The organism is Mesorhizobium sp. M0676 (assembly GCF_040320535.1).
Lineage (GTDB): Bacteria > Pseudomonadota > Alphaproteobacteria > Rhizobiales > Rhizobiaceae > Mesorhizobium.
Map to the genome: position 1 here is coordinate 19,529 of NZ_JAMYPU010000007.1, position 24,542 is coordinate 44,070.

23 protein-coding genes are annotated in these 24,542 nt (G+C 57.4%); 13 read left to right on the forward strand and 10 right to left on the reverse strand.

What is annotated here, in order from left to right; translation table 11 throughout:
- The first annotated feature begins 1 nt into the window (after position 1).
- The 3 genes from NKI35_RS09385 (at position 2) to NKI35_RS09395 (ending at position 4,555) form a co-directional block, all read left to right on the forward strand.
- Positions 2-1,054 carry a trypsin-like serine peptidase gene (locus NKI35_RS09385; protein ID WP_352739656.1) on the forward strand — a complete coding sequence of 351 codons (1,053 nt, stop codon included), beginning with the start codon at positions 2-4 and terminating at the stop codon, positions 1,052-1,054.
- A gap of 165 nt (positions 1,055-1,219) precedes the next feature.
- A complete protein-coding gene (locus NKI35_RS09390; RefSeq protein WP_352739658.1) occupies positions 1,220-4,159 on the forward strand; it encodes a CHAT domain-containing protein in 2,940 nt (979 codons plus the stop codon).
- A gap of 45 nt (positions 4,160-4,204) precedes the next feature.
- Positions 4,205-4,555: a hypothetical protein gene (locus tag NKI35_RS09395; protein WP_352739660.1), complete on the forward strand. Its 351-nt coding sequence runs from the start codon at positions 4,205-4,207 to the stop codon at positions 4,553-4,555.
- Positions 4,556-4,974: 419 nt separating this feature from the next.
- Here NKI35_RS09395 and NKI35_RS09400 read toward each other — a convergent pair whose 3' ends face one another.
- The 3 genes from NKI35_RS09400 to tolA form a co-directional block, all read right to left on the reverse strand.
- The gene (locus NKI35_RS09400) at positions 4,975-9,285 is read right to left on the reverse strand and encodes an NB-ARC domain-containing protein (protein ID WP_352739662.1); all 4,311 of its coding nucleotides are present in this window, start codon (positions 9,283-9,285) and stop codon (positions 4,975-4,977) included.
- 62 nt (positions 9,286-9,347) lie between these two features.
- Positions 9,348-9,656 (reverse strand): CU044_2847 family protein, encoded by a 309-nt coding sequence (locus tag NKI35_RS09405; RefSeq protein WP_352739664.1) that lies wholly within the window; start codon positions 9,654-9,656, stop codon positions 9,348-9,350.
- Positions 9,657-9,974: 318 nt separating this feature from the next.
- Positions 9,975-10,907 carry a cell envelope integrity protein TolA gene (tolA, locus tag NKI35_RS09410; protein ID WP_352739666.1) on the reverse strand — a complete coding sequence of 311 codons (933 nt, stop codon included), beginning with the start codon at positions 10,905-10,907 and terminating at the stop codon, positions 9,975-9,977.
- Positions 10,908-11,138: 231 nt separating this feature from the next.
- Here tolA and NKI35_RS09415 point away from each other — a divergent pair, with 231 nt between their 5' ends.
- Complete coding sequence (locus NKI35_RS09415; RefSeq protein ID WP_352739668.1) at positions 11,139-11,360, forward strand: helix-turn-helix domain-containing protein; 222 nt, start codon at positions 11,139-11,141, stop codon at positions 11,358-11,360.
- Between the two features lie 34 nt (positions 11,361-11,394).
- Here the strand turns inward: NKI35_RS09415 and NKI35_RS09420 are convergent, their stop codons facing one another.
- The 6 genes from NKI35_RS09420 to NKI35_RS09445 form a co-directional block, all read right to left on the reverse strand.
- The gene (locus NKI35_RS09420; RefSeq protein WP_352739670.1) at positions 11,395-11,868 is read right to left on the reverse strand and encodes a hypothetical protein; all 474 of its coding nucleotides are present in this window, start codon (positions 11,866-11,868) and stop codon (positions 11,395-11,397) included.
- Between the two features lie 88 nt (positions 11,869-11,956).
- On the reverse strand, positions 11,957-12,952 hold the full coding sequence (locus NKI35_RS09425) for a hypothetical protein (protein WP_352739672.1): 996 nt from the start codon (positions 12,950-12,952) through the stop codon (positions 11,957-11,959).
- 10 nt (positions 12,953-12,962) lie between these two features.
- On the reverse strand, positions 12,963-13,349 hold the full coding sequence (locus tag NKI35_RS09430; RefSeq protein ID WP_352739674.1) for a DUF3768 domain-containing protein: 387 nt from the start codon (positions 13,347-13,349) through the stop codon (positions 12,963-12,965).
- 88 nt (positions 13,350-13,437) lie between these two features.
- The gene (locus tag NKI35_RS09435; RefSeq protein ID WP_352739676.1) at positions 13,438-14,013 is read right to left on the reverse strand and encodes a tyrosine-type recombinase/integrase; all 576 of its coding nucleotides are present in this window, start codon (positions 14,011-14,013) and stop codon (positions 13,438-13,440) included.
- Positions 14,014-14,191: 178 nt separating this feature from the next.
- Positions 14,192-14,716, reverse strand: a complete 525-nt coding sequence (locus NKI35_RS09440) for an SH3 domain-containing protein (RefSeq protein WP_352739678.1) — start codon at positions 14,714-14,716, stop codon at positions 14,192-14,194.
- Positions 14,717-15,415: 699 nt separating this feature from the next.
- A complete protein-coding gene (locus tag NKI35_RS09445; protein WP_352739680.1) occupies positions 15,416-15,778 on the reverse strand; it encodes a hypothetical protein in 363 nt (120 codons plus the stop codon).
- Between the two features lie 14 nt (positions 15,779-15,792).
- Here NKI35_RS09445 and NKI35_RS09450 point away from each other — a divergent pair, with 14 nt between their 5' ends.
- Positions 15,793-16,353, forward strand: a complete 561-nt coding sequence (locus tag NKI35_RS09450) for a hypothetical protein (RefSeq protein WP_352739682.1) — start codon at positions 15,793-15,795, stop codon at positions 16,351-16,353.
- Position 16,354: 1 nt separating this feature from the next.
- Here the strand turns inward: NKI35_RS09450 and NKI35_RS09455 are convergent, their stop codons facing one another.
- Positions 16,355-16,759 carry a hypothetical protein gene (locus NKI35_RS09455; protein WP_352739684.1) on the reverse strand — a complete coding sequence of 135 codons (405 nt, stop codon included), beginning with the start codon at positions 16,757-16,759 and terminating at the stop codon, positions 16,355-16,357.
- Positions 16,760-17,685: 926 nt separating this feature from the next.
- On the opposite strand from NKI35_RS09455, the gene NKI35_RS09460 reads away from it, so the two are divergent.
- The 8 genes from NKI35_RS09460 to NKI35_RS09495 are packed head-to-tail and all read left to right on the forward strand — an operon-like array spanning position 17,686 to position 24,384.
- Positions 17,686-18,588: a hypothetical protein gene (locus NKI35_RS09460; protein WP_352739686.1), complete on the forward strand. Its 903-nt coding sequence runs from the start codon at positions 17,686-17,688 to the stop codon at positions 18,586-18,588.
- A gap of 35 nt (positions 18,589-18,623) precedes the next feature.
- Positions 18,624-19,724 carry a DGQHR domain-containing protein DpdB gene (gene dbpB, locus NKI35_RS09465; RefSeq protein WP_352739688.1) on the forward strand — a complete coding sequence of 367 codons (1,101 nt, stop codon included), beginning with the start codon at positions 18,624-18,626 and terminating at the stop codon, positions 19,722-19,724.
- Positions 19,724-21,013, forward strand: a complete 1,290-nt coding sequence (gene dpdA, locus NKI35_RS09470) for a tRNA-guanine transglycosylase DpdA (RefSeq protein WP_352739690.1) — start codon at positions 19,724-19,726, stop codon at positions 21,011-21,013. The genes dbpB (NKI35_RS09465) and dpdA overlap by 1 nt, the downstream gene beginning before the upstream one ends.
- A complete protein-coding gene (gene dbpB / locus NKI35_RS09475; protein WP_352739692.1) occupies positions 21,010-22,098 on the forward strand; it encodes a DGQHR domain-containing protein DpdB in 1,089 nt (362 codons plus the stop codon). The genes dpdA and dbpB (NKI35_RS09475) overlap by 4 nt, the downstream gene beginning before the upstream one ends.
- Positions 22,099-22,102: 4 nt before the next feature.
- Positions 22,103-22,735 carry a 7-carboxy-7-deazaguanine synthase gene (gene queE, locus NKI35_RS09480; protein ID WP_352739694.1) on the forward strand — a complete coding sequence of 211 codons (633 nt, stop codon included), beginning with the start codon at positions 22,103-22,105 and terminating at the stop codon, positions 22,733-22,735.
- The gene (locus tag NKI35_RS09485; protein WP_352739696.1) at positions 22,735-23,106 is read left to right on the forward strand and encodes a 6-pyruvoyl trahydropterin synthase family protein; all 372 of its coding nucleotides are present in this window, start codon (positions 22,735-22,737) and stop codon (positions 23,104-23,106) included. Before queE ends, NKI35_RS09485 begins: the two co-directional genes overlap by 1 nt.
- Complete coding sequence (queC, locus tag NKI35_RS09490) at positions 23,106-23,825, forward strand: 7-cyano-7-deazaguanine synthase QueC (RefSeq protein ID WP_352739697.1); 720 nt, start codon at positions 23,106-23,108, stop codon at positions 23,823-23,825. The genes NKI35_RS09485 and queC overlap by 1 nt, the downstream gene beginning before the upstream one ends.
- Positions 23,818-24,384 carry a VUT family protein gene (locus tag NKI35_RS09495; protein WP_352739699.1) on the forward strand — a complete coding sequence of 189 codons (567 nt, stop codon included), beginning with the start codon at positions 23,818-23,820 and terminating at the stop codon, positions 24,382-24,384. The genes queC and NKI35_RS09495 overlap by 8 nt, the downstream gene beginning before the upstream one ends.
- Positions 24,385-24,542 lie beyond the last annotated feature (158 nt).

Below are 24,542 nucleotides of genomic sequence, written 5' to 3' on the forward strand. Positions count from 1 at the left end.
AATGACGCCCCTCCCCAAACCAACCCGCCGCAGCGCCAAACGCGAAAGCGGCTATGCGCTGCCTCCGACAGCCGGCGACATCGTTGCCGACGCGACCAGTCGCACGCGTCTTGGCCTGATGAGCGAGACCAACGGCGGCAGCTCCATTGAGAAGGTACCGGGCTTCAATATGCTCCGGCCCTTGACCGCCGGGTTCGGTCAAAAGACCTTGGCCGATCCGGCCATTCTCGCGTCGACGCCGGATGGTGGCTATTTCTCGACCTTGCCACGCGCCTTGAGGCCGCCAACCGAAGGCTACGGACCGCAGGGAAAGCCAGAGGACGTCATCGGTATCGACGACCGGGTCCAGGTCGTCGATACATCGGTGATTCCGTGGCGCTGCATTTGCCACCTCGAAATCACCTATCAGTCCGGCCAGGTTGGTTTCGGCACTGGATGGTTTGCTGGTCCACGCACGATCATTACCGCCGCCCACTGCCTGTTCACGCGCGGTGAAAGCCCACAGACGGCCGACCAGATTAGAATTGTTCCAGGACGTAACGGCCGACTCGCCCCCTACGGCTATGCGCTGGCGACGCAGTTCAAATGGGCGCCCGGGTGGGAGAAGGCCAAGACTGACGCAGAAGCTGCCGCCCACGACTATGGCGCGATCTTTCTCGACAAAGATTCCGACGTCAACGGCGCACCTTTCGGCGACCGCATCGGCTATTTCGGTATGCGATGGTACGCCGCTAACGAGGAGGCCCAACTCGACATGTCAATCGTCAACACTGCGGGCTATCCGCACGAAGCCACAAAGGCCTACGGAACGATGTGGTTCAACGCAGGGCGAGTCAGGATACAGAAAACTGGCAAGCCAGCACCGCAATTCCTAGAATACATGGTCGACACCACCGGCGGCCAGAGTGGCAGCCCGGTCTTCGCCCTCGACTCCAAGAACAACCAACGTCTTGTCGTTGCGATCCATACGACGGGAAACTTCGTCAACCGGGGCGTCCGGTTAACCGCGGAGGTGTTCGAAACACTGTCTTCCTGGGTAGGTCCAATGGGGTGACTGAAATGCACAAAGGTTGCCCGTCAGTGAGGCGCAAAATGTGGCGACGAAACTGTCCGCGCTGCTCAGGGAATTCGCCCCATAGCGCCAGCAACAATAGTAACAGTCCCCTCTTACGGACGGGTCCTCTCATACTGCCTTGTGGGCCATGAAACGGAGGGCAAAATGCGGAAATGGCTTAAAGCATTGATGGGCAAGGGGAGCGACGCTCCTCGCGAGAGTGGCACGCCAGTGCGGTCCGAGCCTGAGGCCACCGACCCGGCTCCCGATCCGCCGTTGCAGGGACTGGAGGTAAACTGCCCACGACCGATCATCGATTTCATGCCTGATCTTTACGAGCAAGTTGCGGCGGTGAAGGCAGATGCCAAAGTCAAAGTGGAAAACGAACACTACTGGCGACATGTCGGTCATGTTGTGGGGGCAGCCTATGCGTTGCTGAGCTTCATGCTTGAGTCGCTTCCCGTGATTGCGAACCAAAAGGTTCAAGCCCTGCTGGCGCTGAAGTATCTCGAAGCGACACATGGCATATTCCAGAAATATTTCAGTGATTATGACGAGGACGGTTATGGCGCGGCTTCGATTGCCGAAATTATCGAGTTTGTGGAGAAGTCTTTGAATGGTCTGACAGATGCGCCGTCGCCGTCTTTTTTGCGAGATTCGGCGCAAATCGAGGCACGAGCCAACGCTTACGATCGTTATGAGTTGGCCTGGGACCCGACTTATTTGGAAAGTGTCCTCGTTTCCCCGAGCAAAGCTCACCCGCGGATGGTTGTTGAACTTGCAGTCAATGCCTCGCTGGATCAATTGGTTCGAGTCCATTCTCTGGTGGACTCAGACGAGCTCCATGAGGCCGTGTCGCTGATACCTCAGTTGAGGCGTGGCCTCGAATTCCAAGCGAGCTTGCAAGCGATTTTAGGATGGAACTTCCGAAACCTACGCCTGCTGTCGCTCTCCGGGTTGCCGTTTCATGTCGCGCGCTATGAGTGCCTGCACATACTTCAACTCAGCCTCAACGCTCACAAGATCTGGGCACCGGTGGGCAAGCCGGACAGGGTCGCAGTTGACGGGGCAATCAGCGAGCTGATCGCCCAGTCGCAGCGGATCGACCGCGACTTCTATGACGCCGACGATGTCGCGGAAATGCTGGGGTTGGTGCTTCGGACATATCATGAAGGCGTGTACGCTGACGGGGAAACGGATGTAGAGGAGTTGGAAAAGTCTGCGTCCCTGCAGCGTGACAATGTGGCCATGCTAGTTTGCCGGATCAATCTCGCTATCGCCTATCAAGACTACCCGGTTGCCAGGCACATCCTCGATAGCGCAATCAAGTTTGCCGGCCGGTGCAGGCAAGACATCACGTCAAAACTAGGGTCGCAGTCGTGGTGCTGCATCGCTCGGGCGATTGGCGAGTTGTGCACTTCACAATCGCGGGATGAAGAGGCGCTAACCTGGGCCTGCGAAGCGGTTTCGGCGATGGCATCGCGCTCTCACCGTCCAGCCTTCGCATCACCCACTTTCATGGACGAGATCCAGGCCACTTCGATCTTTTCTCTCGTTTCAAGCGTCCTCCGAAGCAAAGACAAGGAGAGCGTTATAGGTCAGCCGCAGTTATGGTTGCTGCTGAAAGGGATGTCGGCTCTTCGCGACCACATTCGTTCTCCCAACCTGCCAGCCGGGGCGGGGATGGAACTCGCCAGTCTGCCGATCGACACCAGGTTGTTCGTGTATTTCAAGATCATCAATCTGCAGGCGCTATGGAGCGAATATATCGAGCGCAACAAACAGGCGCGTGAATCCTGGCGGTATGCTGTGCGCGCCCACCGTACTACGAAAGCGCTGGTGGGCGCGACCAACGTTGACGATTACTTTGCGGCCTACGCGAAATTAGAGTCAGCCGATAGTGAATATAAGCCAGAGCTTGAGTACTCAAGGTACATCCTTTTCCGGCTGACAGGCGGTGACCAGACGTTGAAGTTTTTTGATCTCGGCCACGCCGCGGCAATCGACAGGATGATTGCGGACTACCGGGGGGTCGTTTGCGGCCTGGGCGAGGCTGAGAGCCGGGCGAAGCTAATACCTCCGGCGCGAATAACGATCACCCATTTTCCTCCGTCTGAAGACGAGGTAACGGATGAGAATTTCTTCATTCCCCTCAAGGCGTTGCGATTGAAGTCGGCTCTGGGTCTGGGGTTTTCAGCCCAGCATGACACAGAACTCATCATTGTTCCGGACAGCGAAATATTCCGCATCCCGCTCAATACGATTTTTATCAATTGCAGAGCGGAAGACGATGAGCGGGTGACTGTCTCGAAGGCGTTGACCTTGGCCCAAGCACTGTCGTCCCTGACATCCGGATCTGCGGAACCCGTCACGTTGTCGCAGGGGGCCATTGTTGCAGACCCGATCTACGATCTCGACGATACAGTCCAGCGGTCAGATCTCACTCTCGATTTTTCCGCTGGAGAGGCTGCCGCGATCGGGGTAATTTTTCCATCAGTTCACCTGACTGGCCTTAATGCCAACAAGAGAGCGTTCCTCAACTTGAAATCCCCGTCGTTCATCCATCTCAGCACACACATGACCACACCAAATGACGCCGTGGTCCCGACCGACGAGATGGCTCTGGTGTATGGCGACCTTCTGTTTCGCAAGGGACCACAGGAATCTGCGCGCGACCGCGGTATCGCTCTTTCCGGCATGGCTAGTCGCCAGATGAAGGATGCATTCGTCGATGACGAATTTGGTTCCGGTGTGTTGTCGGGGGAGGAGTTCCGCACATTCAATCTGACGGACACAGTTTTCATAACGTTTGCCGGCTGCGACAGTGCCGTTGTTGACGTGGATTCAGCTTCCGGCTTGGCGGGTTTCATCCATGATGCACTTCAAGGTGGTGTAAGGTTTGCTATCGGATCTGTCTGGCCACTCAGCGACGAGTTTTCGGCTTTGTTTTTCACCCGCTTTTATCAAGAGCTGTCGGAGGGCGCTAGTTCAGGAGCAGCCTTCCAAAAGGCGTTGGCCAAAACACGCTCTTCTGCGTCATCGACATTCCAGTGGGGGAGTCTTGATTTTTATGGAGATCCATTCGTTAATCTATCGCTTAATTAGTCGCCAGATGGTCTGGGCGCTTTAGAGGAGAGGGCGTTGTCTCTAGTGTCTATTGAATCTCCGTTGTTTTCGACCCCAGGACTTCGGGCCTCCATCGAGAAAATGATCGCCGATAGTGGAGTTGAGGGGGGCATTCAACTGAAAGGTCACCCCGGAGCTGTTCGTAGCTTCGATGCCTCGGTTGTAATTAGCCTCGTTGGCTTGGCTGGAACGGTCTTGGGGAGCCTCATTGCCGGGCTGATTAAGCTTGCCGGTGACAAGGACGGCAAAAAGATCGTCATTACGACATCGAACGGCGGTCACATTGAAATACCCGTTGGCACGACGCCCAAAAAGCTGGCGCAGTATATATCCGCCCTCAACGGTGATGACGTTAAGAAGCTAAGGCTGGAGTGATATTTTGCGCTGGCAAATGGGGCCGGCGGAAGTGGCGAACTAAGCACGCGGGGCGACCGTACAGCGCTGTAAGTCGTGAGGTCTGTTGGTCTTCGCGTCATTTGCTACCATTGAACACGCGGGGCAATTTCGTTGGATTGCGACAGCTTCGCGCCTTTTATTTCGGACACGGGCAGGTACAGAGCACCAGTCTGATTGTCCGCAGAAAGCCGGGGTTGCGGTTTGCCAAGGCCGTATCGCGGGCAAAGCCACCACTTTGCAGGCGGCAGACCGAACCTGCCGATGATACTGCAGCGCTGACCCTGCATTATGACTCTTGGCGCCCGGTTCAGGACGAGCCCCCTGAGGCGTTGAAGTCGCCCTTGTCGAATACACTTGGCCGGATCGCGCACCGTCAACATGCGCATGGCGAGCAAGACCTATGGCCACCACCGCGAGACCGTGTTGATGGCCTCTATGGTTCCTGTGACATTGGCGCCGCCCGCCGATGCGGCAATGATGGGCGCCGCTTCGCCGACCAGCTTCAAGGCCCCGATCCTGGACCGCTGCGCGATGTCGCGGGCAAGGCTGCTGTTGCTCGCGCTCACCGTCCAGAGCATCTCACTCAGCCGCGCAACCTCCGCTGCGTCTCCTTTCGCGGCAGCCTCGCCCATTGGCTTCATCCACGCCTGCTCGAGGATTTGGCGTGAAAGCGCCTCGATTGCGCCTGACACGCTCTCGCAAAAAGATGCGCTCTCGGCCACTTCGGCGCGCAGCGCCAGCCGGTCGTCAAGCGGGACTGCGCGATGGACCGTCTCTGGGCCAAGCAGTTTGACGCCCAACTCGCGCTCGCTTGCAAGCGGTATTTCAGCCAGGGCCCGGAAAGCGTCTTCGCGTCGGCCAAGCGCTCCCATCTCCAAAGCGATGCTGAGATAGGCGCGTGCTCTGGTCTCGATTGAACCGATCCTTGCGGCAACCTGCCCCGCCGCCTCCATCTTGCCCGCCGAGGCTAGTCTTATGCCCAACTCGTGCAATTCATCGTCGCGCGCCGCCGGAGCGTTGATGCCGCAAACGGCGGTTACAGCAAGCTCCACATAGCCCAGATCTGCAGCGCGGCGCGCGGCGCGGCCGACGATGCGCGCATTCAGGTCAGAGTTTCTGATGCGGGTTGTGGCGGAAAGCATTGCTTCCAGTTCGCCGGGCGATTTCAGCTTGGTCATCGTCAGCGTCAGTGCTTCGACGATCCACCACTCGCTATGGCGGTTCGAGGCAGCCTCCACGAACGCAGACAACCGGCCCGCGCTGATTGCCCCGATCAGGTCGATCATGATCTCGGTCAAGCTGGAGAGCTGTCGTCCGACCGCTTCCCGATCTGCATAAGTTGCCAGCAGATTTTCGGGATATTCTGACGGAAGGAAGGGCATGAGCTTGTAGACGGCAGCAGACTGCTGGTTCAAATCATTGTTTAGAAAATATTCTTCAAGAAGCGACTTCAGCATTTCTTTATCTGTCAATACATACAACCCAATGCGCATGATTGAGTCATACTCAAAATCCGAGTCTGCCGGCCGCATCTTGGACATGGCTTCCGTCCAAAGCGCCTTTGGATCGGTACGCAGTGAGTAGAGGGCCAACTCCGAAGACCAATAGAAGTGCCTCGCAAGGCAGGAAAGCAATTTGTCCTGCTTCAACCCGTCGAGCCGTCCGGTCTCGAGCGCGGCGAAGAAGTCCGTCCTGAAATCGACGACGCTGATGGTTCCAGCCAGGGTTTCGATGTCGCTGTCAGCCTCCAGGGTTGCCAATTTCCCGAGAGCTTCGAAAAGACCAATCTCATAGACGAAGTCGTCTGATGAGGGTGTCGCCGACGACATATCGGTGGCGTTGTCCAGGTCACGAACCTCGAACTCCGGAATGAGGCCAATCGTGTGTAATGCCTTGAGACGCTTTTGCGCCTCCGCCCGAAGCTCATGCGGTGTGTTGGTCGCCAAGGCTGTGGCAATGGTGATCGCAAGGCTTTCACTTTGCGGTCGGTCGTCGACGATCAAATCGGTGAGATCAAAGCTTTCGGAAGCTGACTTGTCCTCGTGAGTGGCGGTTTGGATGGAAGCGTTTTGCTGCTGTCGGTGGGCGCGGGTCGCGTCGGACGGATCGCCCGGGTGACTCAGGCCGACGCCATTGCGCGCTTGGGCAAGACCTTGCCCTTGCGGCAGTGGGCGGGCCAACGCCAAGCATTCGTCGATCGCCGAAAACGTCTGGTCAAATAGCCTTTGCAGCATCGCCGATGGGCAATAAGAGATACATCTCGCCAAGATCTCCGCCTTGGCCAATCCGGCGGGCCATTCGGCGATCTTTGCCAGGCTGAGCGCCATGACCGGGGCCCTCAGCGACTCCGGTAGGGCGATCAGGAACGTGACCTGATTTGAAGGGCCAGCACACCACTGCACAACCTCACGCAGCAGCGCCTCCTGTTGCGCCGGTGGAACGAGCTCCACAAGCGCCGCGGCAAGAACGGTGCGCCTTGCGGTGGGCGCCTCTGCGAGCAAAGTCTCTTTTGCGCGCGAGATCGCGGCGCTCACGATATCGGGCAGATCCGTTTGGTCTTGCGGTCCGCTGTCAAGCAGGCTGGTGACCGCCTTGGCAAGGCTTACCAGGAGTTCCAGTCGCTTGTCGTTGCTAACCTCGCTTACAACCCAATAATAGCCTTTCGCAGCCGTCCAAATCCCGCTTCTGACGAGTGAGGCAAGCACCGCGGGAGACAGGCGGCGAGCGCCGGATATCGATGACAGGCAGAACGCCCATAGCATTTGCTCGGCCGCGAATTCTGGGCCCTGCTTGATCGCAAGGGCAAGCATCTTCTCCAGATCGGCCCGATAGCTGGCAAGTTCTCCTTGCTGGTCTTTGATCTGAAACCAGATGTTGCGGCCACCGGCGTCTTCGGCAAAGAGGAGGTCACGCAAGGTGCTAAAATCGTTTGCCTGGGCAAGATGCCATGCGAGATGATCGTGGATATAGCCATCATCGGGAATGGCGGTAAGCGGCCCGGGATGGGTCTTCCGGTAATTGCGAACGACGCCGGCATGCGCTTCCGGCCTGGGAATGCCAAGCCCGCTGGGTGGCGGCAGACCGAGCCGCTTTTGTGCTGCATCCCTGAGAAGGGCGTGCATGGCGTAGGCATTGTCGGCCTTTTGCAAGAGGGCGTCATCCTGCAAGGCGTTCAAGATCATCGACGCGGCTTTTAAGGGTTTACCAAGAAAATGGGCAGCGATCGCCGCATCGAACTTAACGCCATCCGGCATCATGCCTAGACGTATGAATGCCTCCCACAGAGGCCGGTCGCGAGCAGCCAGCAGGTTGATACTGAGCGCAAGGCACTTGTCGATTGCCAGGCGCCCCGGCGATGACACGCCGTGGTCTTCTTCATCGACCTCGACAGCGAGAAGTTGGTCGCGAATGTCCGACAGCGAATAGCCACGGCCGGCCAAGGCTCCGGCAAGCTCCAAGGCAAGCGGGAGGTGCCCGAGTTCGCTGACAAGCAGCCTCGCGTCCTCTTCTGCGGTTGCGTCCAGCGATGCACCAGCCGAGCGCTTCTTCAGCAGCATCAGCGACTCGTCGTCGCTCATCGCGTTCAGCGTCCAGATCTTGGCGCCAACGCGGTCGGCCACGTGCGCGAGGCGGGTCGTCAACAGGGTGCGGCAAGCCGAACCGCCGACGAGAAGCGGCTGAGCGTCGGCCTCGTCCCATGCATCGTCGATGACGATCAGCATCGACTTGTTTTGAAGCAGGGTGCGCAGATATGTGCTGCCGCTTTCCAGCGACAACGGCACGTCCAGTTTCTCGCCGAGCGAGCGCAACCAATAGGTCATCGTCTGGAGCAGATGCGGCGTCTGGCCAAGGCTGGTCCACAACACCCCGTCGGGGAAGCGTTCGCGAACCTTGTCCGAGCGTGCGGCAGCGATTGCGATGCTGGTCTTTCCGACGCCACCAAGCCCGTGCACCGCGGCAATGGCCAGCGCGTGGTTTGAACTCTCATCGGAGATAAGTCTTGCGATCAAATCGTCCAGGTCGCCGCTTCGCTCAACATAGTGGGATGGCAAGGGCGGTATCTGCTGGGAAAAGCGCCCCGCCTCGGGTCCACTTGCGCCGCGAGCATTGTCCTTTTCAAGTTTCTTTTGAGCATCAACCGCGCGTTGCCATGCAGGGTTGGCGCCAATTTGTTGCACGCCGAGACTGTCCAGCGCTCGACCCAGCCGCTCTCCTGAGACGATCCATCCGCCAAGGTCTGTGCGGCGGTCGCGCGTGGCAGTCACCATTCCGGACACGGCCCGGGTCTTCATGTTGAGCAGGGGGCCGCCGCTGAATCCGGGCTCGATCTGTCCGCCTTTGAGCTTCCCCTCCGATTCCGTGGCGCCGCCGGGGCGGCGATAGTGCGTTTCGCCCTCAAATGTCGCGCTGAATTGGTCAAACTCCTCGCGTCCGGATCGCGCCGGAAAGCCGATGCCGATGACCTGGTCGGACACGAGCATATTAGGATCGAGTTCGACAAAATCGTTGTCGGTTGACCCGACCTTGACGAGCGCGATGTCATCACCAAGCAGCCGCGCAATCACCACGCCGTCTTCTTGGTGAAGCGAACCGTCGCTTCGCCAATGCTTCACAGCCAGGACATTGCCCTCAATGTCGCCGACCACGTGATGGCAGGTCACCAAGATGTCGGGGGTGATAAAAAAGCCCGCACCTGGGCGCTTGCCCATGATCTGGCGGCAACATGAGCGCAAATGGGCGACGATAGGATCAGACATCGTGTTCAGTTGGTCTAGGCCCCGGCGTGGGCCCATTCCATGCTGATCTTGAGGTTGGCCTTTGTGCTACCGCGGGCGATCAGGGCGACGAGCTTGCCCTCCTCGAGCCCGAACTCGATGCCGACCTCGACCGCCGCCTTGCTGGGCTGGGCTTTCTTGATGGCGCTTCCGATGTGGTGCGCGATTTCTCCGACCAGGGTCGTCACACGATCGAAGGGTATTGAATCCAGGAGGCCGACATCTTCACGCCCGCCTCGCAGCTCGACCTCGATAAAGACACCGGAATCGCCCAGCTGCTGCCACCCGGTCGAGCTCTCGTCCATCCAACTCCTCCTTTGCATCTTTTCGACCAGCGTGCTTGTCTTATAAGCTGTCGTGATTGAACCTTTTCTTTGAAGTCTAGTCTAGCGCCAAGTTCTCGCCAGCCCCTGTAGGATCACCAAATAACTCGGCATATTCGGCCGCGGCACCATCTATCTCGGCGCGAGATCATCTGGATCTGAGGCGAAGAGAGCCTTCTGCAGTGCGCCTTACGGTGGCGAGCGCCACGCAGCAGCCATTTCGATGCAAGCGCGCAAAGACGAACTCCGTATCGGCGCGCTCACTGGCGCCGTTTATCAAAGGCACAGCGACCACCTAGTTTACTGCGGAGGGATATCAATAATCTGGCAAGGGTCGAGCACGATATACATCACGCGATTCGGGACATCCACGTTATATTCTCCCAGCTCACCCGAGATGACAATTCCCGGCCGAATAGCCGAGACCAGCCGCAGCCGTGCCATACTCTCTGCGTCATCTGTGGACACACGACAGAAGAACCCTTTTCCGGGCGTAAGAGCAGGTCCAACCTCGGCAGCGAGTTGGATGAGCCAAGATGATGGCTCCTCCGTGTAATCAGAAACAAAGGCTGTCATTTGAGCGACTCCTCGCTGCCGCAGCTTCGCTTCGGCTTCTCCAGCATTCAATGGGTTGGATAGGAGCAATAGGTGTTCTGCAAAGAGCTCCCGCATATCGTTATACGGCGGCGACTTTTGAGCAGCCGACCCTCCGTCCGCGTTCGACGAATTTGCGTCGGCTTGTGATACGGCGCCTATGGCGTCGCTTTTTTCGGCTTCTGCCAATTGTTCACTGGATGAAACACTCTCTGGATTGAGCGTGACAATCACATCGTTGCCCGCCAGCCCTGGCGAGTTTGCGACGATGTCGTTATACGGCGCGCATTTGGATACCGCACGTAAGGCTGAATTGAGCAGGACTTGGTCCGACTTGGTCGACGCCAAACCCTCGTCAATCCCTGTTGGCTTTCCATCGAGCTCTCCGGTCGGCAATAGACGCATGCGGATGGAGACCGGGTTTTTCGCATCCGACGGATAACTCCAGCAACCGAAGATTCGGGAAACGAGGTCGTCCAAAACCTCTTGATTGATCTCGGCTCCGGCTTTTGATGACTGGTCTACAACTGTTGCTGCAGACGCCGAGGGAAATCGCGCGTCGAACAGGACGGCGAATTGAAAACCGGGTGTTCCCGCCGGCGCCATGACCGAAACGATTAGCGAGGCAACCCAGATCAAAATGTATCTTCGCGCTGACCTCTTCGTCACCGCTGCGGATCTGAAGAAATAAGACCAAAGCGACATGTTAGTACTCCGTGAATTCAAAGGTGTTGCGAAGCCATGTGTGATGGAGCGCGCCCGAGCGTTGAGTTGCGTGGCGGTCGGTGTCGGCGACCAGTTGCGCTGAAGGGCGAGAATGTAGAGTATACTCCGTGGTGAAATACTCGACAAGGCGCTGCTCTCTCGTTCATGACGATACGAGAGGTGCTAGCCTTCAATTTGAAGGCCCTGAGGAACGAGCTTGGGCTTTCGCAGGAGGAGCTTGCTCATCGGGCGGAACTCGACAGAACCTATGTCAGCTCGTTGGAACGGAACGTTTATAGCGCCTCTATCGATGTGGTTGATCGACTAGCCAAGGCGTTGAACGTCGACGCTGCCGACCTCTTGAAGCGACCGAAGACAAAGAGGTGATCTCCTAGCCACTAGCGGCGCGCCTCATATTAGCTCAGCGGTGGCTCACACAAAAAATGGCGTCGTGCGGGATGATGTGCTGCCGTCCTTTAGGCCTTGGCCGCTCGTGTGCCATGCGGCAGGCCTCGAGAGAGATCCGCGCATAGCCGCTACTGTCGAATAGGACGAGGGAGCTGCGGCTGATACGGCGGACGACCGTCCAATGGTTCAGCGAGCCAAAGACTGACAACACTACGGCCTGACCTGGTTGTCCAACCCAATCGCCGAGACGACGCAATATCTCTTCAAAACATGGCTGTTCGTCTCGGCCCAGCATAGATTTCGCACGGATGGTCAGATCGTGTTCGGTCGCCAGATGCAAGATCGCGGCCTTCAGCAAATACCTTAAAGGCTGTGTGTCGATACCGTTCGACGCGGCGTGAGCCGCCCCTACTGATTGATCGACCGATTCCAGCAATGCGACAAAAAGATATTGCCAAACGGCTGGCCGGAGAAGGTTGCCATGCACGCCGAGCGCATTGAGTTGATGACGGCGTAGATGCCGCAGAGGCCATCGAGCTCGCCCTGGCGAAAGGGAAGAAGAATAGGATGAGACATCAGATCTCCTCCAGCGTGGGTTTCGCGGGTCTAAGAGGCAGTCGACTGCAATGGGCCTTCAACGCGCACCACTCGAGCTGGCAGGGAAAGCTGTCGCGTATGTTGTTGCCATTACAGACGGCCAGTTCGTCGGCAGCACAAAATCGCCAGACAGCGTGCTGAAGCGATCGAGGTGAGATTGAACCGTCGACAGTAGATAATCGCGCTGCCAGGTCGCGCAGCACCGTCTCGCAGCCGGTCGAGCCGTAACATCGTTCACCGTAGAGGTGGTCGGCTTCGTAAGCGGTCAAGATGCCGGTTCGATGCAAAAAATTGTGCACCAAAGAGTCGACCACGACGATCGACGCGCCAACAATGTTCCAGCGTTTGCGATCATGACCGGCACTCAACAAGATATTGGACAGCATCATACCGGCGAGTTTGCGCGAGACGCCGACGATTTGCGTGAAAGCCGTAAGCAAGATTTCGCGACCGGCGTCCACCGCTCGCTCTTCGTCGTCGGTGACGTAAAGCAGCCTATCGATGAAGCCGACTAGGTCGCCATCGCACTCGTCGCGGATGAAGAAGTAAAGCGAAAAGGCTTGCTCGTTCAGAACGCCTTTTCGCAGCACCAGCTTTGGTACCGGGCAGGCAGCCAAGCCGTCTGGGTTAGCGCATGACACGGTTGCCTTGCGATAGCGGCAGCCGCGATAGCTGTCGAAGTCTTCAAGTTTTGGACAGAGCGGCTGGCTTGCTAGTGAGCCGGCAATGCCGTGCCATTCGGCATTGCCGTGTTTGGCGATGTAGGCTCGCGCGTGAGAGTCTCGGATTCCTTGATAGCTAAAGCCGTCAATTAGTGTGCGGTAGAGCGACGACGTATCAGCCATCGCAATCGCGTCGGACAGCTCGACCGATTGATCGAGGATCATCGGGTCCAGAAGGGCACCGGCTTCTTGTGAGGTTAGGGAGCGCAACACGGCGAGCATTGCGACTGCCTCGTCAATGTTCTGCACCATGTTTGCCCCCTCAATACTCATCGGCGCGCATGATGGTCATTACGCGTGAGGTCACGTTGGGGTCTGCAGCGTTTGGCGAGTGATATGTTCGGGTTAGGTCGTAGTAGTCGATCTTCCAGAGGATTTTTATGTCATCGACGGTCATCACGGCGCAGTCGCGCTGACCATAAGGATCGTTCTCCGGCGTAAAGGCATCGAACTCAGTAACTGCTACGATGATCTTTCTGACCATCGATGCACCGAGCCCGGCGATGCCTGTTGTGATAACGAAAGTGCCGCCGAGGCGACGGATCCTCAGATCGTCATTGAGCTGTCGAATTTTGGCGAGGTTTTCATCGAGCATTTGGTTGATCATTTCGACGTCGGCAGGTGACATTCCGTGATCTTTATCGGTCATGAGTTTTTCCTTTCTTGAGCGCGAGCGGATGCGACCCGGCGGCACACCTGTGCTGGCGGGTGAACAAGTCGGTTGGAGAAGGGCGGGACTAGAGGAGACGCATCAGCTTGCGTTGCGCGGTGGCGTCGCCGTCTATGTAGGACTGTGTGGTGGTGAGGGATTTATGGCCGGCGAGTTGCTGAACGTCTCTGAGCGAGCCGCCGGCCTTGTGTATCAAACGAGCCGCATGGGTAATGAAGGTTCGCCGGCCAGAGTGTGACGAACAACCATCGAGCCCAAGGTCGCTGTAGACCCTGGCAAACCAGTTCACGATGGTTTTGGCGCTCATGCGGGAGCGGCGCTCCGACAGGATGACTGCTCCGACAAGATCAGCCTTATTAGCAAGCTGCCTGAGCACTTGCGCAAGGTCGGGATGCATTGGAATGCGGCGGCCGCTGCCCTTCTTCGCCGCCCAGCCCGGCAGTTCGATCGAGGGCCCGATCTTGCCACTCGCGGTGAGTACCATCGACCAGTCCAGTGCCGCGATCTCGCAAGCCCTAAGTCCGGCCCGGAAACTTAGCAATACAATCACTTGGTTTCTGTGCGGCAGTCGGCTTCGCTTGCTCCACGCGATGAGCGCACGCATTTCCGACGGCCCCACCAGTTTGGCTGGCTGGCCACGCATATCAGATGTCCTTTGGCTTGATGTGTCGATGCCGAATGGCAGCGCGCTGTTACTCGGCGCGTGACAGCACCATAACACGTTTCGGCGACAAATGCAACCAAAGATTGCATTTGTCAAAAATCGGTTGCATGAAAAGGTTTTGGCGGGGGCATTCCCCCGCCAAACCCCAACATCGCGATTATGGTCTCGGCGCAATCACCGCTACAGTACGCCGAGCCATGGTGAACGACGGCATATTCGGCCAGTCGCGCCAGGACAGTGTAAGCCGCTCGCCGCTCGAGTCTTCAGCTAGCACCACGGCCTCCCACCATCCATCTTCACGGCCAACCGTGGCGAGCACGATTGACCCTGCCGATATACCTGCCCAAAGGTCCGGCCCAGCGGAGGGCATACTGCTGACTGAGCCTCCCTGTTGCTCCCCGCCCTCTGACGGTTTCAGCTCTTGCTCGGTGCCGATCAAAGCGGCGAACTTGTCATAGACATCCTGTTTTACAAACGAGCAGCTTACCCTACCCGCCGCCGTCAAGCGACCGGCTGGTATGTCGGCTGCAAGCACGACTAGCTCTTCGGTCGCCGGAACTACTACCGCGAAGCCTTGTCGATGGGCTGCCACCACGGCGGCATCGATTGCTTCACCAGAGAAGAAAGCAGCGCGGGGTTTGTTGTCGACATTTGCAGCTAAGATTATGGCTATTCCATCCATGGTTATGTCCTCACGAAAACAATTCACAAAGTAGAACATAACATGGACAAAGCAAAAAGTCAAATATAGAGACAAATATATCGCCGAACGCGACGAGATCTGTATACAAATTATGTACCTGCTGTACGCCGCCTGAGCGGTCGCCAGGGTCAATATATGAATGGAAATAGGGTCAAAAATTCCTCGCCTCGCATTGCTAACGCTCTTTTCATTTACGCAGTAGGTAAAATATCGAACTGCGAGGTCGCCGGCACGGCGATCGCGACTGACGAGGAAAAGCGCGAAGGCAGTCTAGTTGAGCTACTCCGCCCGCATTGGCAGCCGGCGCACAGGACAGAACCTCAGAGCATCCGGGTTGACGCAAAAATTCGTCGGTTTGCGCAACCGCAGCCGTGATATGCGTAGAAGCAGCGAACCGGCCATGTCGATGGTCTCCTCGATTGTGTCAACCATCGCGGCGCCCTCAATACTCATCAGTCCGCATCACGGTCATCACGCACGATATTACGTTGGGCCCTGCAGCGTTTTGGCGAGTGATTTGTTCGAGTGCGATCGTAATAAGCGTTCTTCCAGATGATCACGCCCATCCACCGGCATGACCGCGCAGTCGTGCTCCGCGTACTGGTCGTTGTCCTTCGTGAAGGCATCGAAGTTACCGATCGGCCATGATCTGGTCGACGGCCGCGGCACCAAGTCCGGCTATTCCCGGCGTGAGGATCGTACCACCGATCCGGTGGATGCGGAGTTCGCAATTTCGATCGTAAAAATGGGGATGTTGAAACTTCGCATGGGTAGGAAAGGAGGATCTTCAAAAGATCCCCATTTTCCGGATTTAACGCGAAAGATTTCGATCAGAAATTCCGCCATTTTTTCCAAAAAAAGGGGATCTTCAAACATCCCCATTTTTACGCTCAGGCGAAAAATTGTGGTTCCGTAAAACGCTAATTCGATTTGCGATGAAAAGTCGCCGGGCTGGTTGTCTTCACCCGGAAACGCTTCGCTCCATAGCACTTCAGGTCCCGCGCGAGTTTCACCGCGCGTGAATTGATCGGCTTTTGTCAATGAGGACCACGACCATGCACAACAAGTACCAAATTCTCCCACGAAATATGCAGGACGAAATTGATGCCTTCGGAGATATGATCACCATGCACATTGACGCAGGATGGACACCATTTCTTATCACGCTGATGTTTCGACACATCAGTGGGAGTGAAGCCCACCGGTTTTCCGTGATGCTGGATGAAACCAAACGCGCTTACTCAATCCACGCGAAGCGTGTTGGTCGTCATTTCCGGTCAGAAGAAAGTCGCGCAAAAATGTCGAGGTGGTTCATGCTTCCGGACTTCCCGATCTTCAAATTTCAGAAGCAGTCGCTAAAGGCCTCGTCGATAAACGATGGACAGCACATCCAGGGTATCTATCTTCTGCATTCCGAGAATCGGCTTAAGAAGAGTCCTACGTATGAGTTCAGGGATGAGCGCCACCGTTATACCCGGCCCGACCGCTCGTTGACGATCATCGACGCCAAGCTGATTGACAAAACGCCACGTGACGCGGTCGACTACATCTGCAAGGCTCTTAAGACGGGAAGAGCGGACCGCGATCAGCTCTTCATCCTGCCGGACGACCGTTAGCTCAAGATTTCAAAACGATCACCTTTTGGTGTCGGGGTAAGCCTTTTTGGACCGCGATCACCTTATCGGGTGGCTTGCTCGAACGGCCACTCGACTTCTGCAGCTTCACGCTCGGTTTTTTCATTGGTTTCGTTGCGGAAGGATATGAGCGCTTTCTCAACCCCTTTTTTTCTAACCAATAAAAGATATCCCTAGGAGGGACTCTTTGAGCGTGTGCCAGCACCATTGCTTTGGCCCACGCGCTGATGGTTTGGACCGGGCGCTCATCAGTTATGGCGAGCAGGTAATGAAAAAGCGACGTATCCGCCCGCTGCCGACGCTCGAGCTTTTCTGCGCAGTACCGGGCCAGGCTGTCGGCCGCGTTTGATTCATAGGTCTCCCAGGCGACCCGATAGATCTTCGACATCTGACAATATTTGGCTTTGTTGCCGCCCTGAGGCTGGCACCGCCTAACCGCTGACTTCAAGTCCCTTACGACCCCTCGCCAGTCAGCTTCACTCAATTGTGCCGGATTTCGCGCCAAGATAGCACCTATTGCATGTGACAGTTGAGCTCGCCGAAATGAGACAAGACACCGCAGTTCTGATAATCGTTCAATCTTGCAAGAGGTCAAGGAGCGGTTTGCTCTGGACAATGTTCGGTGTTGTCGTGCGTGGCAGGGTGCGAAACCGCCTGAGTCATTGCGGCTTCCCATCAGACATTGGCAGGATCGATGAGCCGAAATTGGCGTTGAGTTCACAATGGCCGAGGCGCCTCCCAACGCGTCGACTCCGACCGCAATCGCTGGAAATGCGGAGGTTGGTGGGCGATTCACCGCAAACGGCACGATCCAATCATGCGGTTGCGGTGCGCGAGAGTCGGGTTTGCGGCTTGCAGTGTCGTTGAGGATACCAACCGCTGGCGCTCGTTAGACCCGCCCTATCTCAGGCGCAAGTTGGTGGCATGGCTCTCTGGAAGGCTCGGACTGGTGAAGCCTTCGGGTTGGTATTCGCCGCGATCCTGGGGTGTAGCCGTGGTGACTGCGCCGTTGTCCAGTAATGCGGCACCATGTCAACGAATAGGGTACAATAACTGGGGACTTTACCCGCCGCCCCTCCATTCGAAGCCGCATTTGTCCGGCTTCCCATTGCAAAAGCTACAGAATTGCTGTAGCTGTTGCGCATGACGGCCGCTGTCGCGCACAGTTTGTGCGAGGCGGTGTGGCGACACGCTAGATGTAGATATGTGGTCGATGGGTCGAAACCAACCACACGCATTTTTCGCGCAGTTATTGGTGAAATGAACGCACCTAGGCAGCCATCTCAGCCCGTCCGGACCACACGTGCCGATGTTGTGGTCACCATCTGCACGTTTCGAAAACAAGCGCGGCCGACGGTCGAGTCAACACCCGCATCCCTGCCCATCGACACCCAGGAGAAGGTGCAAGCTGCGTGGATCGAAAAGGTCCAGCGACTACCCTTTAATGTGGCGGCGGGCAAAATTTACGCGGGACGCGGTTTTTCGTTGGCAACTCGTGCGTCAGAAATCGCTTCGGCCAAGCTCTACATTCTGTCTGCAGGACTCGGTCTGATTGCTGCGGACCGCAAAGTTCCTTTATATGGCCTCACAGTGTCCGCGGGGCATTCGGACTCTATCGCAGCCAGAGTTAGGGGTGATTTCAACCCCGGCGCCTGGTTCTGTGGCTTGCAATCATCGCCCCTGTCGGACCGTTGGGTCGACGCAGTTGGTCGAGGTTCCGGACGCATTCTGATCGCACTCACTCGACCCTATGCTCAAATGGTCGGTGAAAGCCTGAACGCACTTGGCCCGCTGGCTTTAGCTCGACTGAGAATTTTCGGTGCTTCCCTTGCCTCTGCATTGCCGCCGGCGTTGCATCCTGCGCTTGCTCCCTACGATGCGCGACTAGAGGCTATCCTGCCTGGAACCCGGTCAGATTTCTCCCAACGGGCGTTGCATCATTTTGTGGGGTTGGTTGCGGGAGAGGGCAAGCAGGATCGTGACGCCGATTATGCGGCAGTTACCAGCGCCCTCGCCAAGGTGACGGCGCCCGAGAGGCCGCGCCGGCCGCGTCGATCTGATGCAGAGTTGCTTGAGTTGATCGCGGCTCGCCTGGAGTCGCAATTGGGCGTCGCGCGCATGTTGCGCGCCCTTCGAGACGAAGAGGGTGTCGCCTGCGAGCAATCCCGGTTCAGTCGGCTCTATCAGATTGCCCTTCAGAAGAGAGAGGCAGCATGACACGGCCCCGGAATACGACGGAGCCTACACTCGCTGTGCGCGCGGTTAGGACAGAGCAAGCGGACAAAGCTGTTTACGCCTTTTTTGTTGCTGGCGCAGATCTGCTAAAAATTGCGGAAATCAGCCGCGTCCACCGCGACGGCGAAGGCACCTTGCAAGGGTTTCAGCGCAAGGGGATCAAGAATCACGTTCAGGCGATCACAGAATTCCTAGACCAGGGTCCTGTGCTTTTTCCGAATGCCATTATTCTGGCGATCTCGCCACGAGCACGCTTCACTCAAGCACGGGGTGAGAGACCGAGTGGCGACGTCCGGGTTTGTGAAGCAGGGACGTTACGAATCCCACTACCGAAGGACGGCCCAAAGGCGGCATGGATAGTGGATGGCCAGCAGCGCTCGATCGCTCTGTCGCAAGCTCAAAACAAGAGCTTTCCGGTTCCGGTTGTTGCCTTTGTTTCGGAGGAACTTTCAGTTCACCGAGAGCAATTCATCTTGGTCAATAAGGCCAAGCCCCTTGATCCTCGACTGATCAACGAACTCCTTCCGGAAGTGGATACCGCGTTTCCGCGGGACCTTTCATCTCGGAAGATTCCTAGTGAACTGGTCAATCTTCTCCAATCGGCGCCCGACTCCCCGTTCCGCGGTCTCATCAAGAGGTTGTCCGAAGATTCCTCCGATGCGGTGGTTACAGATTCCGCTTTGGTCAAGGCGATCAGAAACAGCATTGGTAGCGCTCTCGGCTCCCTGGCCCCCTATAAGGCGACGGCTGAATCCCCTGCCGACATCGACGCCATGTATCGCGCCCTTGTCGCTTATTGGAGTGCTGTGCGCGTCGTGTTCCCAGAGGCGTGGGGTCGTCCGGCTACCGAAAGTCGACTTATGCACTCGGCGGGGATCGAGGCCATGAGCCTCTTGATGGACCGCATCATGTCGCGTGCCGCGCCCGGCGCAGACTTGCTCGCTCACGCGACCGAGTCACTTTCACGCATCGCTCCTTACTGCCGCTGGACCAGTGGCCGGTGGACCGAGCTTCAACGTGATTGGAACGAAATTCAAAATGTCGGCCGTGACATCAAACTTTTGTCCGGTCACCTGGCGCGCCTCGACCACATGCACGCCTTCGCCAAGGTGGCCTGATGAAGTTTCTCTTTGCAGACAGCGTCGATACGATCGACCCCGACTACGATTTCATTGAAGATCGCAACGGCAGAGGCCGGTTAGTTCACCGGGACGACGAGTACCCGCACGAATTCCTGGAGCAAGCACCGTATGACGGGATCCTCGTATCCCGCGGCATCGTGGGAGATGTAGGGCACCCAGGGAAGTATTCTGAAGCTCAATTAATGCGATTCCGTCGAGAGGGCGCGCGGCGATTTCTGCGTTATCCGCTCGAACGATTTCCGGAAAGCATCATGCTGGGGGACTGTGGTGCCTTCTCGTACCGCAACCTACCAGAGCCACCCTATCGCGCTGAAGACACGGCCGAGTTTTATGCCGACGGCGGCTTCACCCACGGATGCTCACCCGACCATCTGATCTTCGATTTCGACGATGTTGGTGTGACCCGCAATTTGCATGATGTCCCTGAAGATGTGCGCGGTCGATATGAGATCACGCTTCAAAATGCCAGCGAGTTCCGCCAAGCCTCAAAGGCGCTAGGACCGGGATTCACGCCTTTGGGCGTCATCCAAGGGTGGTCAGCAGAGAGCATGGCGGAGGCCGCACGGAACCTGGCGAACATGGGATACGACTACTTGGCCATTGGGGGCACAGTGCCCCTGAAGATCGGACAGATCCGCCGCGTCTTGGACGCGTTGCGTGCCGTCCTTCCAGACCATGTCCGCCTTCACCTGCTCGGTTTCGGAAAGATCGAAGAGTTGGCGGTGCTCGAGAAGTACCGCGTAACCAGCTTTGACACGACTTCACCCTTGCTGCGGGCGTTCAAGGACGCACGAAAAAACTACTGGTCCCGCACGGCCAGTGGCGATCTCTCATATTACACGGCAATACGCATCCCTCAGGCTACCCAGAACAACAAGCTCAAGCAGAAGGCGCTTGAAGGGAGCCTCAACCAGGAGGATGCGAGGCGCCTCGAAGACACCGCCCTCTACCACGTTCGCGCCTATGCCGCCGGCGCGGCCACACTGGATCAGACACTTGATGCGGTGATGGAGTATTGGGCGGCCCTCAATTGGGACGAGGAGGCTTCGCCGGGTCGTCGAGCGGATGCAGCGGCCCGACAGCGCAAGACATATACGCACACGCTTGGCGATCGACCTTGGGAACGGTGCAACTGCCGGGTCTGTCGGGAAAGCGGTGTGGAGGCCGTTATTTTCCGGACCTCCAATCGCAACAAGCGCCGCGGCATCCACAACCTCCACGTCTTCCACACCCACCTAAATGAATTTCGACTGGAAACTGTATGAGCAAAGAGCATGTAATTAGGTTCGACGCACTCGCGCCGGTTCAGAGCGACACGTTGGCGGTCTTCACCTTCGTCGCCAAGGCATCGGATGTTGCGCGCATCGCCCGCATCGAGCGAGCAGGACGCGACGACGGCGGCGCCCTTCAAGGTTTTCAGAGACCGCAGATAGCGGGCCACATTCGCGAAATTCGCGATTACCTGGAAAAGCCGAACTCAATCTTGCCCAATGCGATAGTGGTCGCTTTCATGGGTGGTGCTCGATTAGAGCCCGCGATGAGCCCAGGCGGCCGCCTTCAACAATTGGTTGTCGATACGTTCAATGGCCCTCCTGGCTGGATCGTCGACGGGCAGCAGCGCTTCACTGCGCTTTCCGAGCTTCGCGGCCGCGAGTTTGAAGTGCTCGTTTCAGGCTTTCTCTGCGAAACAGAGGAGGAATTGCAAAAGCAGTTCATCCTGGTCAACAACACCCGACCGCTGCCGAAGGCGCTTGTCTATGAGTTGCTTCCTAAAGTCGGTGATCTACCCACACGCATGTCGAGCCGATCACAGGCCGCCCTTGTTACCGAGGCACTCAACTATCGAAAGGGATCTTCGCTAAAGGGGCTGATCAAACAACAAACCAACCCAAAGGGCGTGATCCGCGACACCGTCCTCCAACGGGTGATCATGAATTCCCTCAGTGACGGAGCCCTCCGGCTCTATGCAGGCGAGGACCAGCTTCTGCTCGCGCAGGGTGTCACGACGATGAGCGAGTTCTATCACGCGGTTCAGCATGTCTTCTCGGACGATTGGGTTGGGCAAACGCCCAAGTCCTCTCGGCTACTACACGGCACGGGTATCATCGCGCTGGGCTATGTCATGGATTTTCTGAACAGCGTTGCAGGCGCCTCCACAAGAGACGAATTTGCTGCGGGCTTGCGACTGCTCAAAGGAAAGACCGCCTGGAGCGCGGGCGAATGGGAGTTTGGTTCAGAGCGCCGTCGCTGGAACGGGTTGCAGAACGTCCCGGCCGATGTCCGGCAACTGTCGTTTCACTTAATCCAGGTCCTCAAACGGCGCCTCGCCGAAAACGAGAAGGCAGCCTGAGACTATGAGCTACGCAGTCAAAGAGATGTTTTACTCGTTGCAGGGCGAAGGTCGTCACACGGGGCGGCCGGCCGTTTTCTGCCGGTTTGCGGGTTGCAACCTATGGAGTGGTCGGGAACGCGACCGAGCGAAAGCCGCCTGCAATTTTTGTGACACCGATTTTGTCGGCGTCAACGGCATTGGTGGTGGGCGGTTCAACGATGCGTCTTCCTTGGCAATCGGGATTGAGAATATGTGGGGCGGTGGGATGTCCCAACGATTCGTCGTTCTCACAGGTGGCGAACCGCTCCTGCAGGTGGGTGATGAGCTTGTGTCGGCACTCCATGACCGCGGGTTCGAAATTGCCTTGGAGACCAACGGCACGCTGGCGGCCCCCAACAAGATTGATTGGATTACCGTTAGCCCCAAGGGGGCGACAACCTTGGCGCAAACTACGGGAGATGAACTGAAATTGGTGTTTCCCCAAGCCGGCCTGGATCCGAAGGCCTTCGAAAACCTCGCGTTTGACCACTTCCTTCTGCAGCCGCTCGACGGTCCTCAACTCGAGGCAAATACAGCGGCGGCGATAGCCTATTGCCTGCAGCATCCGCACTGGCGCCTATCTCTCCAAACTCACAAATTCATGGGGATCCGATAATGTACGAACTGAGCAAGGAGTTTCGCTTCGACGCGGCGCACACGCTCCAACGTCAGGTTGAAGTCGAGCCGAGCCGCAGGATTCATGGCCATTCCTACCGCGCAGAGGTAGTCGTTCGCGGCCGTCCTGATCCGGAGAGTGGCATGGTCATCGATCTAGGATTGCTCGATCAGGCCCTCGAAGAGGCTCGCGATGGTCTCGACCACCGCTTTCTGGACGAGATTAATGACCTTGGACCCGCGACAATGGAAAACCTTTCGTCGTGGATCTGGCGGAAACTCGCGCCGATCTGTCCGAACTTATGGCGAGTGACTGTAAGGCGCGATAGCGACACCGGAGCCTGTAGTTTCTACGGTACGGACACTCAGTAATGTCAGATGCATCCGCGCTCGTACTTTTTTCCGGCGGTCAAGATTCCGCTACATGTTTGGCTTGGGCTCTCGATCGGTTTGAGCGAGTAGAGACGATCGGCTTCGACTACGGTCAGCGGCATCGCGTAGAACTCGATGCGCGTATCGAGTTCCGTGCTGGCTTGACGACAGCTTTTCCGGCCTGGGCCGCAAAGCTCGGTGAGGATCGTGTTCTCGACCTGTCGGTGCTCGGCGAAATCAGCGACACTGCGCTGACGCGGGAAGTTGAAATTGCCACAACGTCTTCCGGTCTACCGAACACTTTCGTGCCCGGTCGTAATATCGTTTTCCTCACCTTCGCCGCCGCAGTGGCCTACCGCCGAGGTCTAAAGCATGTGGTGACAGGCGTCTGCGAAACCGATTTCTCAGGATATCCGGACTGTCGAGACGACACGATCAAGGCGCTTCAAGTTGCCCTCAATCTCGGCATGCAGAGCCGCTTCGTTCTAGAGACGCCACTGATGTGGATCGACAAGGCGCAGACTTGGTCCCTTGCGGAGCGTCTAGGGGGGATTCCCCTGCTAGATCTAATCCGGGACCGCACGTTGACCTGCTACAATGGCGACATCGAGCGTACCAACGAATGGGGTCGTGGCTGTGGCGGGTGCCCGGCTTGTGAACTGCGCGCCGGAGGATATCAAAAGTTCCGCTCAGTGGTTCAGGAGACAGCCGATGTCTGATCTGGATACCAGGCGCAGGATCGAAGGCGCGATATTCCTCGTCGCCTTCGCCTGCACAATCCCACTTGCCAACTGGCTCATCGGAAATGTGGGCACTGTCTGTGTACCAGATGGACCATGCCTCATCCCGGTTGCGCCGGGCATTGTCGCACCCAGCGGCGTTCTCGCGATCGGCGCAGCATTGGTTCTCCGCGATCTTGTCCAGCGACGGCTCGGCCTCATCTGGTCCTTTGCCGCCATTGCTGTGGGTGCGGTTCTTTCGGCCTTCTTTGCGCCTCCTGCATTGGTTATCGCCTCAACGGTCGCCTTCGCCCTGTCGGAAACGGCGGATCTTCTAGTGTACACGCCGCTTCAGCGTCGCGGCTTGGTGCTAGCAGCGACTGCCAGCAGTGTTGTGGGCCTGATCATCGACAGCATCGTGTTTCTCACCCTCGCGTTCGGAAGTCTCGATCTTCTCCCAGGGCAGATCCTTGGTAAGTTATGGATGGTCGCTGCGGCACTACCGGTATTGGTCTGGATTAGGTCGCGGGGTCGCCGGCTTGGCATATTGACGCCTTAGTCGAGAGCGTTGATCAACGCGTCCGGACAACGTGTCTATGCCGCCTGCGGCCAAGCGTCGACGTTCGACAGGATGTTCCGAGCGCCATAACGCCTCCAAGTAACGTTGGAGGGCGATAATGAAAGTTGCTTAGCTGGAGCGTGAATGATTTAGTCCAC